Here is a 13,928-nt window from a genome sequence, read left to right on the forward strand (position 1 = left end):
CAAAACCGAGGAGGTTGTACCTTGATGAAAAAGCGGCGTGCGATCCTATTCCTGCTATTCGGCCTGTTGGTCATGATGTCATTTACCAATGCGAAATCTTCGTTTGCCGCGTATATCCCGGGCACGGACGGGTTTTGGGAATCGTTCGATACTAAAGGCACCGGCGATTTCACCAATGGCGACGGGTGGACGAATGTCAATTACTACGGAGGGATCGCCTCCATCGTGGAAGAGCCGGATGCGGCTAATAAGAGCCTACAGCTCGTCGACAATGACTACGATACGAGCAGCACGGTCAATGCCTACCGTTTCGGCGCCTTTGCCGTCAAAGAAGGTTTCGGAGGATTAAGCGGCAAAGTCGTGTTCGAAACCAGGTACAAAGTCAAGCAGATCGACGGCATGACGCCGAGCTATAACATCGAGCTGTACGGGGGCACTCAAAAGGCGGCGAGAATGCTGCAGTATAGTTCGGGTAACTTCGGCATAAAGACGTTAAGCGACGCGACCGCCGATAACTACGCCTTCCCGGGCGGATCGTCGGGTTCCCCGCTTCCGATCGACCAATGGGTGACGGTGAAGATGATCATCGATACGGCGGCGAGAACCTATGACTTGACCGTCCAATCCGATTCGCTCAAGACCTATAGCGGTACCGTGGATAGTCAGGCCGCACTGGATTCGGCGACGGGAACGTTTCATAAAACGGGCATTCCCTTATACGGCGCCTTCACCGGAACGGAAATCACGAAAGTCCAGCTCTACTCGAACCTCTACAAAGGGGAGACGTACTTCGACTATATTGCCTTATACGAAGCGTCCGCCTCACCTGAGGCCGTGATTACCGCGCCTAATCAAGTAAACGAGTTGGAGGAATTCCAAGTCCATGTGGGGGTGAAGAACGTAACCGCAGCGAAGGCCGAAGACATCACGGTGAATTATGATGCGAACGTGTTTGATTATATCGGAACCGAAGGCGCGGCAAGCGGCAATTCCAGCACGACCATCGATAGCGTCGAACATGAGGCATCAACCGGCAGTCTGCGAATCGTGGCTTCGAATCCCGGGGAAGCAAACGTAATCTATGGCGAAGCGCCGGTAGCGCGAATCACCTTCAGAGCGAAGAATGTCGCGGCAACCGGGCAATTCGCCATCGCGAATGCGGCCGTGGCCGACGGTTCCGGCAACGAAACCATCATCGAAACATTGGCGGCGGCTTCCGTTACCGTCAGTAAAAGTTCGGCATTGCCCGGGCTCATTAGTACGACGACGGCACTCCATAACGGCGCGCAAGAGGGAGTCGAAGACGGTACCTTCATTCCCGGGACGCTAAGCGGATTAAAGGCTGCCTTGAAGCAGGCCATTGACGAAGCGCAGCTCGTCGCCAACAAGACGGATGCCACGACGCAGGAAATCGATGCGGCGATTCGCCGGTTAACCGCGGCTCGGGATCTATTCGAAAGCAAAAGAATCCAGCCTGCGACGGGGGATATCAACCTCTCGCGGCAAATTTCGATCGGAGATCTCGGCTTAGCGGTGGGGTATTTCGGTAAACAGTCATCCGACGCGGATTGGCTCTCGGCCAAAATCGCGGATTTGAATGAAGACGGGAAAGTGGATACGGTCGACCTGGTCTTTATTTCGCGGCGGATTACCCGAGTTAATTAGAATGGCCCATCGTGGATAAAAGGAGTTGGATAAAGCAGCGAGGGTATCGCAAAAGGGAGACCCTTTGCGACGCCCTCGATCCAAATTCGACGTCCGGCGGATCGTTCTTTACGTATTTAGGTGTTCCAATCGATGGTGCGGAACGCGTTCGAATCCGCCGACTCGTTGGCTCTTAAACACAATAATGCGCTAAGCAATCCGTCTTCCAACGGCGTCGCGGATGGCTCGAGCCCGCGCATGACGCGCGTGAAGTTACGCAGCAGCTCGGTATCTCCGCCGCCATGACCGTCGTAGGCGTTCGCGTCAAGCCGATGCGTTTCCACCCGGGCTTCATGGTGCATGAACACCTTGAGTTCGCTCGTGTACCAATCAAACTCCAATGTCCCTTTGTAGCCGAGCAGACGCGCACCTCGTCTGCCCGCGCCGCGGCGGGCGAAGAAGTTCTGCGAGTACGCCGCATGCATCCCGGAGTCGTAACGAATAAGCGCGCTGCCGGAATCTTCATTCCCCGTATCTTCGGCGAAGCTGCAATATAAGCCTAAATCATGGTTTATGGAGCTTTCCGGACAGGAATATTGCGCTTCGCAATCCGTGCACTTTAACCCGGCCTTGCGGTCGCCTTTATAGATCTGCTTGGATTTCATCGCGCATACCGCGACCGGATTATGGCCGACCAAATAATTGATATAATTAAAATCATGCGTCGCTTTCTGGAGGAATAAGCCGCCGGTAATTCGTTCGTCTCGATACCAATTTTGGTAGTACACATTACCATACGGCACATTATTAACCGCTTGTACGTGTTCGACCGTGCCGATCTTCCCGGAATCGACGATCTCTTTGGCGAGTTTGACCAGGGGGGTATTCCGGAGGGGGAAGGAGACGACGACTTGCGATTTGGAGGCCGCATATCCTTCTTTCAATCGAACGAGATCTTCGAAAGTAGTCGCAACCGGCTTTTCCAAGAACAACGGGATATCTCGCTTGAGCACCTTGAGGGCCATCTCCGTATGCAGGTCGCAGCGGGTGCCCACGACAACCCCGTCCAGCTCGGTGTTCGCTAGGAGGGTATCGGGGCTCTCGTACCATTCGATCCGATCTGCATGGTCGAACGTTGCGCGCGACTTGATCTCCTCTTTGCGGGGATCCGCAACGGCGGCAATTTGACAGCCGGGATCTATCTTCGATAGTTCCGCGAATAAACCTTGAACCCGAGCTCCATATCCGATAATACCGATTCTCATCGATCAACACCCTATTCTTTAGTTGATAGTCGTCTCATAACTTGTTAATAATCGACTTTATGGAGTAATCGTATCACTACTCAAACCTGAAGTATTTGCTAGTTCTCGATTAAAAGTTGCAAGAAATCGATCAATTTGCTCGTGAGGAGAGAGGAAATCATAGAGGCTTTCATGCATCCGAAACCTCGCCTTTTCATTAGCCGTGAACTAATGCCGAGCGTTCACTGGGCGCAAAGCCAATGCGCGCCCGTCATGCACGGCACGACTAGGCGATTGTACGATTTTGAATTCATGTACGTGATGACGGGTGAAATGCGCGTTCATTTCGCGGGCGAACCGTGCCCGGTGATCTACCAATCCGGGGAGCTTCTGTTCCTGCAATCGGCGGTCCATCATCGAATCGAGATTACATCCGATCAGGGCGCGCGGTTGCTAGGCATCCATTTTGACTTTTACGATGAGCTGGATACGGGAATCGATCTCGATATGGTTGTCCCTGAAGACTGCGTCGACGAGAATCATTTCTGTTTCCTGCCGGTAGATGAACATGGCGATTCGATATTCGCCTGCCGTTATTCGGCGGTTCCGCTGGAGATCGTACGATGGATGGAGGCCGTCAGGGAGGAGTTTCTATCCGCCAAACCAGGATTCGAAACGGTATGCAGAGGATTGATGCTGCTTATCTTCGCGGCTCTTATGAGACTCCAAGCGAATTCTGCAAGGTTAACCTCGCCTGCTTATGACAAGGCGCTTCATGAATTGGCAGACGAGCTGCGCAAAGATATGCAGCTGCAGTGGTCGAATGCCGCGATGGCGCAACGTTTAAATATAAGCGAGGATCATTTCATTCGCTTGTTTAAGGAAACGTTCGGGACAACGCCGCATCAATTTTTACAGCGCATACGCCATCATGAAGCGATCAAATATTTGCGGGAGTCGGATTTGAAGATCGAATCGATCGGCAGGCTGGTCGGGTATGAAGACTTGCATCGCTTCAGTCACGCGTTCAAGAAATGGCAGGGGGTATCGCCGAGGTTGTATCGGCGGATGTGCAATATTTTATAATTTTATTGAAGCGACAGGGAGGTAGTTTACAATGTCCAAAATAAAGGTTGCCATTATCGGGTGCGGCACGATTGCCAACGCTTCGCATATTCCCTCTTATCTGGCCAATCACAGTGCCGAGATCAAATATTTCTGCGACATTAACCAAGCGAAAGCGGATCAAGCGGTGCTTGAATACGGCTGCGGGACGGCCATCGCGGATTACCGCATCGCGTTGAACGATCCGGAGATCGCGGCGCTGTCCATCTGCACGCCGAATGATGTTCATGCGGCCATATCCATCGATAGCTTACGAGCAGGCAAGCACGTGCTGTGCGAGAAGCCGGCCGCCAGGACGTATGCGGAAGCGCTGGAGATGCAGAAGGTTCAGCATGAGACCGGACGCGTGCTCAATATCGGGGTCGTGAATCGGTTCAACACGGGCGTGAATCTCATCAAAAAAATGATCCGAGACGGCGAGCTCGGAGAGCTGTATCATGTGTATATAAGCTTTCGTTCCCAGCGGTCGATTCCGGGACTTGGCGGCGCGTTTACGACCAAATCCGTCTCGGGCGGCGGGGTGTTGATCGACTGGGGCGTCCATTTTCTCGATATCGTCATGCACTGCTTAGGCGATCCGCAGCCGCTCACGGTATCCGGACAGACGTACAGCAAATTGGGCTCGGACATCCCCGATTATGCGTATCTCAACATGTGGGCGGGTCCGCCCGACCATGCCGGCACGTATGACGTGGAAGATCTGGTGACGGCCATGATCCGAACGGCCGGCCCGACGATTACGTTGAACGGCGCATGGGCGCAAAATATAGGCGTCGAAGAAATGTACATCGATTTCCTCGGCGATAAAGCCGGCATCCGTCTGCAATATGGCAAAGGCTTCAAAGTGTTCGGCGCGAAGGACGGCGTGTTATTGGAGACAACGCCCGCCTTCAAGTCCCTGGAGATGTTCCAGAACGAGATCGACTCCTTCCTCGACTGTATCCGCACCGGGGAGAAGCTGCCGTCCCATATCGATACGGTCATTCTTTCCTCTCGCATCATCCAAGGCATCTACGATTCGTCCGACTCGAATAGAGAGATTGTCTTCGAAAGCGCCGGGGAGGCTGAAGCATGAAAAGAATCGGGTTCATTGACTATTTTCTTGATGAATGGCATGCCAAGCATTATCCGGCCTGGATCGAAGAGGCAACGGGCGGATCGATGAAAGTGACTTGTGCGTACGGTAAGGCGGATTCGCCGAAAGGGAGAACCAACGAAGCATGGTGCCGCGACATGGGCATCGAGCTGCTGCCTACGATTGAAGCGGTTATCGCGGAGAGCGATTACTTGATCGTCCTGTCGCCCGATCATCCGGAATTTCATGAAGAGCTGGCCTGGCTTCCATTACAATCCGGCAAACCGACGTACGTGGATAAAACGTTCGCTCCCGATCGCCAGACCGCGCTGCGAATGTTTGACAGGGCGAAGAAGCATGGTACGCCGCTCTATTCATCCTCGGCGCTGCGGTTTGCCGCAGAGTACGAGCTAGCCCAAGGGAAGGCGATCGATACGCTGTGCAGCCAAGGGCCGGGCCAATTCGCTAATTATGGCGTTCATCAGATCGAGCCGATCGTAGCTCTGATGGGGGCGGATGCGAAGCGCGTGATGTCGATCGGCACCGTTCTTACGCCCGCGCTGCTCATCGAATTCGCGCATAGCCGGCAAGCGACGCTCCATCACATTCAGAACAGTCCGTTTCATCTTACCGCGCAATTCAAGGATGGCGATTCCGTTCGAATGACGGCCGAATCGGATTTCTTCACCTCATTTATTGATAATTTGGCGCAATTTTTCCGTACCGGCGCGGCGACGGTACAACCGGAGGAGACGCTCGCGGTCATGGCCCTGATCGAGTATGGACGGATGGCCATGCAAACGCCATATCAATGGATTGAATTGCCGAGTCTACACGACGAATAGAGAAGTATCTTCATCGTCCGGAAGGGAGAAAGGAACGATGGCTTACCAGTTATCGCAGTTGAGCGCAGCCGGAATTCCGCCGCTATTGAGCGGGATTGAGAACGAGGAACAATGGGCGCTCAAGCGGGCGGACATTCGCCGCATCTGGCTGGATTATATCGGGGGGCTGCCCGCAAGACCGCCCGTCCGGATGCGCGTGCTTTCGCGAAGCGAGCAACCCGATCATACGAGACTGCATATCGTTTACGATACGGTCTATGACGACCAGATCACGGCGTACATCTTGGTGCCGGACAAGGAACAGGTGCCGCCTCCTAATTCAACGGGTTATCCGGCCGTCATCGCCCTTCATCCGACGAATCAGCGAGGGAAGGAAGATATCGCGACGGCCGAAGGCAAAAGAAACCGCATGTATGCGCTGGAGCTCGTGCAGCGTGGTTATGTCGTATTAGCGCCGGATGCCCTTACGGCAGGCGAACGAATTTATCCGGAACATGAGGCTTTTCATAGCGGACCTTTCTACGAACAGCATCCAGAATGGTCGACGGTCGCCAAGAACGTGACGGATCATGTACAGGGTATTGATGTCTTATGTTCGTTAGCGGACGTAGATCCGCAGGCGATCGGGGCAATCGGACATTCGTTCGGCGCATACAATGCCTACTTCCTGGCGGGGATGGAAGACCGGATCAAAGCCGTCGTATCCAGCTGCGGCTTCAGCCCGTTCACCGGGGATCCGCATCCGGAGCATTGGGGATACCGCGCTTTCCCGTATACGCATATTCCGAAGATTTCCGATGATTTGAAGGCGGACCGGATCCCGTTCGAGTTTCATGAAGTCGCCGCTCTGTGCGCGCCGACGCCTTTCTTCAACTATGCCGGCGGAGAGGATCATATCTTCCCCCACTGGAAGTCGATCGGAGAGGGGATGCTCGAACTTGCGAAGTTGTATCGGCTGCTGGGCAAAGAGGATGCTTTCCGTGCCTACATTGGGGCGGGCGGCCATGATTTCCCTGTAGAGATCCGCCAAATGGCATATGCGTTTCTCGATCATTGGTTGAAGTAACAGCAGGGGCAGTCCCAGCGTCATCTAGGATGACGTTTGGAACTGCCCCTGCTTTTTGATTCTCTTCTCAATTGCCGCATTCCTTAGCCAGCCGCCGAATTTCGAAGCTCATCCGATCGTTCACCGGATAGACGCTTTCAATATAAGCCAGCACATGCAGCGCCGATTCCGGCAAACGGTCGCAGCCCAGCAGCATGCCGCCCAGTTTGTCGGCGAATCCCGGATACCGCCGTTCCAACCGCCGTTCCGGTCCGAACGGATCCGGGAAGAACGACGCTTCTTGCTCGAGTAGATGCAAGACGGAAATCACGTTATCGATCGCATAGCTCTGGATGAACCGCAGCGCCGTTAACCGTTCGCCCCGGGCATAGCGGCCGAGGCCGACATAGAGATTGGTCAACGCTTCGTTAAGCGGTTGGTCGAGCGAAGTCGGCTTTTCCTTGTGTGGCAGCCGAGACGAGGCGGCTATCTCCGTCTTCCATTCGGGTGACCGCCACACCATTCGCCCGCCGGCGTAAGCGATGTCGGCAAGCTCGTCTTCTTCGAAAATTGCGAATTCGCCGAAGATGCCGTCCTCGAACAAGATTTTGTAGCCGACCTCCGTATTCGCGAACGAATAGGCCAACGGATATACGTGCTCCAGCCAATCCAAGCTCGCGAGGAAGCGCGGTTTCTCGCCATTCCGAATGAGGACGAAGAAATCCAGATCGGAGTAGGCATCCAGACGATCCGTTTCCAGCCCGACCGAGCCTAGTCCGAGCAGACCTAACGCTCCATCCGTCTTGCTTAGCGATTCGCCGATGGCGTCGAGCCGTTGAAGTAGTTTATCGGTATGCTGCATGATGACCATTCTCCTCAGATGTTAAGTTTCTAATATGATCTTTCCTCGAATAACGTCAAGGGGTTGTCCCCCGCAATCCTTACCCTTTATCCGCCCCGGCCGTCAACCCCTCGACGAGGAAGCGTTGGAAGACCAGGAATACCGCCGTGATCGGCAGGGCGACGAGCACGCAGCCGGCCGCGAAGATCGTGAACTGCGTCGCGAAATTGCCGCTGACCATGTTGAACAGCCCGACGGCTAGCGTCTGTTTTTCCGTCGACCGCAGCACGACCTGCGCGAAAATATAATCGTTGAACGCGCCGGCGAACGAGGTGACGGACAGCAGCACGATCATCGGACGGGACAGCGGGAGGAAGATGCGGAAGAATACGCCCCAATGGCTGGCCCCGTCAAGGCGCGCCGCTTCCTCCAGACTTTTGGGAATCGTGTCGTAGTAGCCTTTGACCACGAGGTAACCCAGTGCAGCGCCGGCGGTATAGACGAGAATCAGGGCTGAATGCTTATTAAGCAGGTCCATGTTCAGCAGCAGAATGTAAACGGCGAACAAGCTCATGAATGACGGGAACATCCCCAGGACGAACAGGACGCTCATCAAATTTTTCTTCCCGTAGAACCGGAACCGCGAGAACGCGTAGCCCGTGAGCAGCACGAAGATCGTGCCGAAGATCGTGGAGACGACCGCGATCTTGAGGGTGTTCCAATACCATTCCGCGAACGGGAATTGCGTGAACAGCTCGCTGTAGTGCGCCACCGTCCAACTGACGGGAATAAGCGTCTCGCTGAATAGCGAGGTTCCCGGGCGGAAGGAAGCCAGCACGACCCACAAGGCGGGGAATACGGCGAATAGGCCAGTTAAGGCAAGAAGCACGTAACTTGTAGCGACCCACAGCGATTGCCTCAGCCGATAGCCGGTTCTCATCGGTACGTCTCCTCCTCTTTGAACGCCTTCGTCCGGCGGAAATTCCAGATCGACAGGCCGGCGATGATGACGAAGATGATAATGCTGATGACGGAAGCGAAGTTGTATTTGCCGTTCGTGATCGATAGCTTATAGAGCCACGTGATGAGCAGATCCGTCTCGCCCGCGAATTGGTATTCGCTGTTGGTCGGATTGCCGCCGGTCAGCAGGAAAATGACGCCAAAGTTGTTGACGTTGCCGGCGAACGTGCCGATCAGTATCGGCGCCAGCGAATACATGACGCCCGGGAACGTGATCATCCGGAAGCGCTGGATCGGGGAGGCGCCGTCAACCTCGGCCGCTTCGTACTGCTCCCGCGGAATCGTCGTCAGGATGCCCATGATGAGCAGCATCGAGATCGGGAAGCCGAGCCAGAAATTGACGATCAGCACGGTCACTTTCGCCCAGAACGGATCGGCCAGCCATTCCGGACCTTCGATGCCGAACCAGCGTAAATACTGATTGACCGGCCCGAACTGCGTATTGAAAAAATTGCGCATGATGAGCAGCGAGACGAACGACGGAATCGCGAAAGGCAGCATATACAGCGTGCGCCAGAACGATTTGAACCGGATGAACTTCTGCTGCACGAGCAGCGCGATGCCGAAGCCGCCGAAGAAGGTGGTCACCGTCGACAGCACCGCCCACGTCATCGTCCACGTGAATACGCCGTAGAAAGTTTTCGCCCACGCGCTGAGCTGGAACAAGTCCAGGAAATTCGTCAGTCCGACCCAGTTGACCAAATTCGCCGGAGGCAGATGGTTGGGCGACGAATAGTCGGTGAACGCGATCAAGATGGAGAAGACGATCGGCAGCACCGTGAAGAAGAGGACGAAGAGCAGCGGCGGCGAGACGATCATGTACGGGAACCATTTGTCATTGACGTAACGGATCGTATCCGCGAAGCGGTTAGGCTGGTTACCCTGCTCTCGCAGCTTGCCTGTGCGGTACGCGTCGCGGATGGCCGCGGCATAGAGCAGGACGAGAAGCATCGCGACGAAGAGGACGATCAGTCCCTGCACCATCAGAAAGATGGAGTGGTCTCCTGCGACGGGCTGATATACTTTGCCGACGAGCTTCAGCTGCTGCTTCTGTTCCCCGAGCGTAGTCAGCCCCCAGATCGCATGTCCGAGACGGGTGATGACAAAGAACAATCCAATCGCATACATCGCCAACAGGAGGACGCCTTTCCCGAATTGCCGGTTGTAGAGTTGGCCCAGCCCCGCCGCGACGACCGACAGCAGGGCCGCGTTACGCGCATGAGGAACGCCGTCCGCGACGGGGGACAGGGTAGGGATGGAGCTCGTATTGACTTCGCTCATGCTAATTTCTCCTTTCTTGAAAACGCTGAATGCTGCATTCCCGGTCTTTCGACCGTGAACGCAAAACAATCAGCTTTGGCTGAATGCTGCATTCCCGGTCTTTCGACCGTGAACGCAAACCAATCAGCTTTTTGTTCGCTGAATGCTGCATTCCCAATCTTCCGATTGTGAACGCAAACCAATCAGCTTAGGCTGAATGCTGCATTCCCGGTCTTACGACCGTGAACGCAAACCAATCAGCTTTGGCTGAATGCTGCATTCCCGGTCTTACGACCGTGAACGCAAACCAATCAGCTTTGGCTGAATGCTGCATTCCCAATCTTCCGATTGTGAACGCAAACCAATCAGCTTTATTACTTGCCTTGTTGTTCAATCGCGATTTTCAGATCCGCCGCGGCTTTGTCCATCGTCTTCTGCACGTCGGCGCCGTTCCAGATCGGCTCGAGCGCGGCCGTTACCGGCGTCCACACGGCGCGCATCTCGATAATGCCCGGCATCGTCTGCGCGGTCTTGAACTGCTCGAGGAACGTTTTGGCCACGTCGTTCTTGTTAATAGCCGGATCGTCCTCCATGCCGTTGCGGGCGGGAATGATTCCTGTCATCTCGAATTCCTTGGAGAGCGCTTCTTCCGTCGTGAGCATCTGGATGAACAGCTTGGCGGCGTTCGGATACTGGCTGAACGAGCTGACGAAGTAAGACTTCACGCCTGCGAAAGGAAGCGGGCTCTTGCCGTTCGGCATCGGAGGGAGCGTCGCGGCGCCGACCTCGAAGCCCAGCTTCTCGCTCGTGAAGTTGCCAAGCTGCCAGATGCCGTCCATATTGATCGCCAGCTTGCCGGTCTGGAACAAATTCGTCTTGACGTCGGCCGTCGCGTCGGTCGCTTTGATCGGCAGGATGTCGTGCAGGCTCTGGTAGAATTTCATCCCTTCCACGAACTCGGGCTTGTTGATGCCAATATCCGTAGGGTCGGTGCCGTTCTGGCCGAAGATGTATCCGCCATAGCCGTTCACGAAGGAGTTGACGAAGTATAAGTCGTTCGCCAAGAACATGAAGCCGAACTTGTTGTTCTTCGGCTCGTTGAACTGCTTGGAGAAGGCTTTGATGCTATCCCAGCTCGCCAGATCCTCGGGCTTCACGATCGATTTGTTGTAATAGAGCAGGTAGGTCTCCATATTCCGCGGGTAACCGTACAGGACGCCGTCGATCGTCACGGCCTCGACGGCCGAGGGCAGGAAGTTCTTCTTCGTCACTTCCGCGTAGAAATCGTTCGGCAGGAAGAGACCCGCGGCGACCGCTTCGACGAGCTGATCGTGGGCGATGGCGAGGACGTCGGCGCCGATGCCCGCCGGCCCATCGGTCGTCAGCCGGTTGCGCTGGTCGCCGCCGCCGACCTCCTGGAATTCGACCGGCACGTTGTATTTGGCCGTGAATTGCTTGCCCATTTCTTCAAGGAACGCTTGCTGTTCCTTCGCTTCCCAGATGATCAGCTTGGCGCCGGGCTCGGGCACGAGCTCCTCCGAACCGTCCGCATTCGTCTGTCCGTCTTCGGTTTGCACCGTCGTGGCGGGCGTTGTTTCGTCTCCTCCGTTCCCGCTACTCCCGCCATTCCCCGCGCTGCCGCCCGAGCATGCGCTCAGCGCGTACGTCATGACCATAACGCTTAGAAGAACCCCTGTTTTTTTCATCATTCGTTGTTACCCCTTTCGGTTTTATATGCGTCAAATGCAACCGCTTACAACAATGTGCGATTGGCATCTCGCCACAGCGTCGGCGTCGTCTCCGAGCGGAAAACGACAAAAGGGCACATCCTGGATGTCGTCCGAGGATGTACCCTTGTCAGGTAGCATTGCCTTCAATTTGTACTGGAAGTAAATACAAAAGGAGTCATATTTAGACTGTTACAAGATGCAAAAAAGGCACATCCTCCGCGCGAAGCTTCGAGGATGTACCTGTACAGGTAGCAGTGCCTTTAATTTATTACTTGCATCATAAGGGATCGTCGGGGAAATTTCAACCACAATTTTCCACACGGGTTACGATCGAATTTCACGATGATGTCTTCACGGGTTTGTCTAGTCTCCAGACCAAGTAACTCAAGTAGGAGAGGACGCCGAACAATACGGCGATGCTCGTCACGTGCGCTAATACATTGAACATGTACAATTCGAGTCGGCCCATGGTGATCATTAAGCTCGCGCCGGTCAGTATCTGGAACGCGATCAACGAAGCCGAGAGGGCTCCCACAATCCGGAATTCGCGAATGTCGCGATAGGATCGGTACAAGAACCCGCATAACAGGAGAATCATAATCACGAGCAGATAGCCGGCCAACCGATGAACCCATGCAATTCCGACGCCGCCGGATAACGCAGGCACAAGCTCGCCGTTGCATAGCGGGAATCCGGCGCATGCCCCCGCGGAATCTGTATGGCTGACATAAGCGCCCGAATAGACGACGATGTACGAATAGAATGTCGTCGCCCACACGAAGATCCGAAATCCCTTGCTCGTTCTGGGCATCCGGTCATAGGCGGCCAGTCCGCCCGATCGCTCTTCTTGTCGGGCGCCAAGACTCGTCATGAGCGAGCTGGCCAGCGAAATAAACGCGAAGCCGAGATGAAGCGCCATGACGGGGGCCGACTGGGAATAGACGACGGCAAGCGCCCCCATAATGCCTTGTATCGTGACGAAGACAACCGTCAGGAACGAGAACAAAACCAAATCTTTGCGCTTCGTTCTGGTCCAAATAAAGAGAACGAGCGTCGCGATCGCGAGAAGGCCGGCCGTCGTGCTAACCAGCCGATGCGAATATTCGATGACGGAAGCGAGCGTATGAGCCGGGACGAATTTCCCATGACATAGCGGCCATTCATCCCCGCAGCCGAGCCCGGATTCGGTCCGGGTGACGACGCCGCCTCCGAAGGTAGCGAAGAACATGAATAGCGTGGTGAGGTAGCTGAGTTTCTTCATGCGCGTATTCCTTTCAGGTAGAGTTATGAAGTAACGATTCATCTGAGATAGGAAAATGAAAGGTTGACTAAATTATATTTACCGGTAAGTATAATTACAAGTTCGTTTTGATAATAAACGGCCTTTGTCATAAAATGTTCATGGAGGTTGTTATGGAAAACAAAACGAATCGGGTACCGGGCAGGCCCAAACACGATAACGAGCAGGAGCCCGTTCAAGATATGCTCATCCGCACGGCTTCGAAGCTCTTTATGGAGAAAGGGTATGACCAGGTGTCCTTGGAGCAAATCGCCAAAGCATGCCAAGTATCGAAGCCATCCATCTATTATCATTTCTCGAGCAAGCCCGAACTGTTCACGGCTTCGGTGATCGCGATCATGAATCATGTGCACGCGAAAACCTCGAATTTGCTTCGCGAATCGGACACCTTGGAGACGGGGCTGCTGCGCGTGGCCGAGACTAGACTTGCCAATCCGCATCCGGAATTCGAAACGATATTGAACGAGGCGGCGAACTACTTGAGCGAGGCGCAATATACGGAAATTCGGCAGGCGGAGCTTCGCATTTATCAATTGCTGGCCGAACACTTCGAGCGCGCGATGGAGCAGCGCATCTTGAGAGACAACGATGCTTTGTTTCTCGCGCAGTCCTTCTCTACGCTGCTATTGCTCGGCAACCGCAAAGATACGAAGAGCCGTTACGTATCCAGTCGCGACTTGGGCAAACAGATCGTGGATCTGTTCCTGCGCGGAGCGACTCTCGAGGGATAGAAAATAAGAAGCAAGAATGGGAGCAAGCCGAGCTGGTTTGCTCTTTTTCATGCTTCTCATAGTATGGC

The 13,928-nt window shown here is 54.7% G+C and carries 12 protein-coding genes; 6 read left to right on the forward strand and 6 right to left on the reverse strand.

Annotation, left to right across the window (positions count from 1 at the left end):
* The first annotated feature begins 24 nt into the window (after positions 1-24).
* On the forward strand, positions 25-1,665 hold the full coding sequence (locus BCM02_RS00510) for a cohesin domain-containing protein (protein WP_148927104.1): 1,641 nt from the start codon (positions 25-27) through the stop codon (positions 1,663-1,665).
* 116 nt (positions 1,666-1,781) lie between these two features.
* Here the strand turns inward: BCM02_RS00510 and BCM02_RS00515 are convergent, their stop codons facing one another.
* Positions 1,782-2,909, reverse strand: coding sequence for a Gfo/Idh/MocA family protein (locus tag BCM02_RS00515; protein ID WP_148927105.1), 1,128 nt, complete (start codon positions 2,907-2,909; stop codon positions 1,782-1,784).
* Between the two features lie 210 nt (positions 2,910-3,119).
* On the opposite strand from BCM02_RS00515, the gene BCM02_RS00520 reads away from it, so the two are divergent.
* The 4 genes from BCM02_RS00520 to BCM02_RS00535 are packed head-to-tail and all read left to right on the forward strand — an operon-like array spanning position 3,120 to position 6,999.
* Positions 3,120-3,974 (forward strand): helix-turn-helix transcriptional regulator, encoded by an 855-nt coding sequence (locus BCM02_RS00520; protein WP_187433936.1) that lies wholly within the window; start codon positions 3,120-3,122, stop codon positions 3,972-3,974.
* 31 nt (positions 3,975-4,005) lie between these two features.
* Complete coding sequence (locus BCM02_RS00525) at positions 4,006-5,088, forward strand: Gfo/Idh/MocA family protein (protein ID WP_148927107.1); 1,083 nt, start codon at positions 4,006-4,008, stop codon at positions 5,086-5,088.
* Positions 5,085-5,933 (forward strand): Gfo/Idh/MocA family oxidoreductase, encoded by an 849-nt coding sequence (locus BCM02_RS00530; protein WP_148927108.1) that lies wholly within the window; start codon positions 5,085-5,087, stop codon positions 5,931-5,933. Before BCM02_RS00525 ends, BCM02_RS00530 begins: the two co-directional genes overlap by 4 nt.
* Positions 5,934-5,970: 37 nt before the next feature.
* Positions 5,971-6,999, forward strand: coding sequence for an alpha/beta hydrolase family protein (locus BCM02_RS00535; protein WP_148927109.1), 1,029 nt, complete (start codon positions 5,971-5,973; stop codon positions 6,997-6,999).
* Positions 7,000-7,066: 67 nt separating this feature from the next.
* Here the strand turns inward: BCM02_RS00535 and BCM02_RS00540 are convergent, their stop codons facing one another.
* The 5 genes from BCM02_RS00540 to BCM02_RS00560 form a co-directional block, all read right to left on the reverse strand.
* On the reverse strand, positions 7,067-7,840 hold the full coding sequence (locus BCM02_RS00540) for a hypothetical protein (protein WP_148927110.1): 774 nt from the start codon (positions 7,838-7,840) through the stop codon (positions 7,067-7,069).
* Between the two features lie 79 nt (positions 7,841-7,919).
* Entirely contained in the window at positions 7,920-8,759 is an 840-nt protein-coding gene (locus BCM02_RS00545) for a sugar ABC transporter permease (RefSeq protein ID WP_148927111.1), read from the reverse strand.
* On the reverse strand, positions 8,756-10,120 hold the full coding sequence (locus tag BCM02_RS00550) for a carbohydrate ABC transporter permease (RefSeq protein WP_148927112.1): 1,365 nt from the start codon (positions 10,118-10,120) through the stop codon (positions 8,756-8,758). Before BCM02_RS00550 ends, BCM02_RS00545 begins: the two co-directional genes overlap by 4 nt.
* Positions 10,121-10,473: 353 nt before the next feature.
* Positions 10,474-11,808 carry a sugar ABC transporter substrate-binding protein gene (locus BCM02_RS00555; RefSeq protein ID WP_148927113.1) on the reverse strand — a complete coding sequence of 445 codons (1,335 nt, stop codon included), beginning with the start codon at positions 11,806-11,808 and terminating at the stop codon, positions 10,474-10,476.
* A gap of 358 nt (positions 11,809-12,166) precedes the next feature.
* Entirely contained in the window at positions 12,167-13,090 is a 924-nt protein-coding gene (locus BCM02_RS00560; RefSeq protein WP_246183127.1) for a COX15/CtaA family protein, read from the reverse strand.
* Positions 13,091-13,242: 152 nt separating this feature from the next.
* On the opposite strand from BCM02_RS00560, the gene BCM02_RS00565 reads away from it, so the two are divergent.
* The gene (locus tag BCM02_RS00565; RefSeq protein ID WP_148927115.1) at positions 13,243-13,860 is read left to right on the forward strand and encodes a TetR/AcrR family transcriptional regulator; all 618 of its coding nucleotides are present in this window, start codon (positions 13,243-13,245) and stop codon (positions 13,858-13,860) included.
* Positions 13,861-13,928 lie beyond the last annotated feature (68 nt).

The sequence above is a fragment of the Paenibacillus methanolicus genome, assembly GCF_008124765.1.
In the GTDB taxonomy this organism is placed as follows: Bacteria; Bacillota; Bacilli; order Paenibacillales; family Paenibacillaceae; genus Paenibacillus_Z; species Paenibacillus_Z methanolicus.

Bases quoted from the DNA above. Each gene is read 5' to 3' on its own strand.
- BCM02_RS00510 (WP_148927104.1), top strand. From the start codon at position 25: ATGAAAAAGCGGCGTGCGATCCTATTCCTGCTATTCGGCCTGTTGGTC.
- BCM02_RS00515 (WP_148927105.1), bottom strand. From the start codon at position 2,909: ATGAGAATCGGTATTATCGGATATGGAGCTCGGGTTCAAGGTTTATTC.
- BCM02_RS00520 (WP_187433936.1), top strand. From the start codon at position 3,120: ATGCCGAGCGTTCACTGGGCGCAAAGCCAATGCGCGCCCGTCATGCAC.
- BCM02_RS00525 (WP_148927107.1), top strand. From the start codon at position 4,006: ATGTCCAAAATAAAGGTTGCCATTATCGGGTGCGGCACGATTGCCAAC.
- BCM02_RS00530 (WP_148927108.1), top strand. From the start codon at position 5,085: ATGAAAAGAATCGGGTTCATTGACTATTTTCTTGATGAATGGCATGCC.
- BCM02_RS00535 (WP_148927109.1), top strand. From the start codon at position 5,971: ATGGCTTACCAGTTATCGCAGTTGAGCGCAGCCGGAATTCCGCCGCTA.
- BCM02_RS00540 (WP_148927110.1), bottom strand. From the start codon at position 7,840: ATGCAGCATACCGATAAACTACTTCAACGGCTCGACGCCATCGGCGAA.
- BCM02_RS00545 (WP_148927111.1), bottom strand. From the start codon at position 8,759: ATGAGAACCGGCTATCGGCTGAGGCAATCGCTGTGGGTCGCTACAAGT.
- BCM02_RS00550 (WP_148927112.1), bottom strand. From the start codon at position 10,120: ATGAGCGAAGTCAATACGAGCTCCATCCCTACCCTGTCCCCCGTCGCG.
- BCM02_RS00555 (WP_148927113.1), bottom strand. From the start codon at position 11,808: ATGATGAAAAAAACAGGGGTTCTTCTAAGCGTTATGGTCATGACGTAC.
- BCM02_RS00560 (WP_246183127.1), bottom strand. From the start codon at position 13,090: ATGAAGAAACTCAGCTACCTCACCACGCTATTCATGTTCTTCGCTACC.
- BCM02_RS00565 (WP_148927115.1), top strand. From the start codon at position 13,243: ATGGAAAACAAAACGAATCGGGTACCGGGCAGGCCCAAACACGATAAC.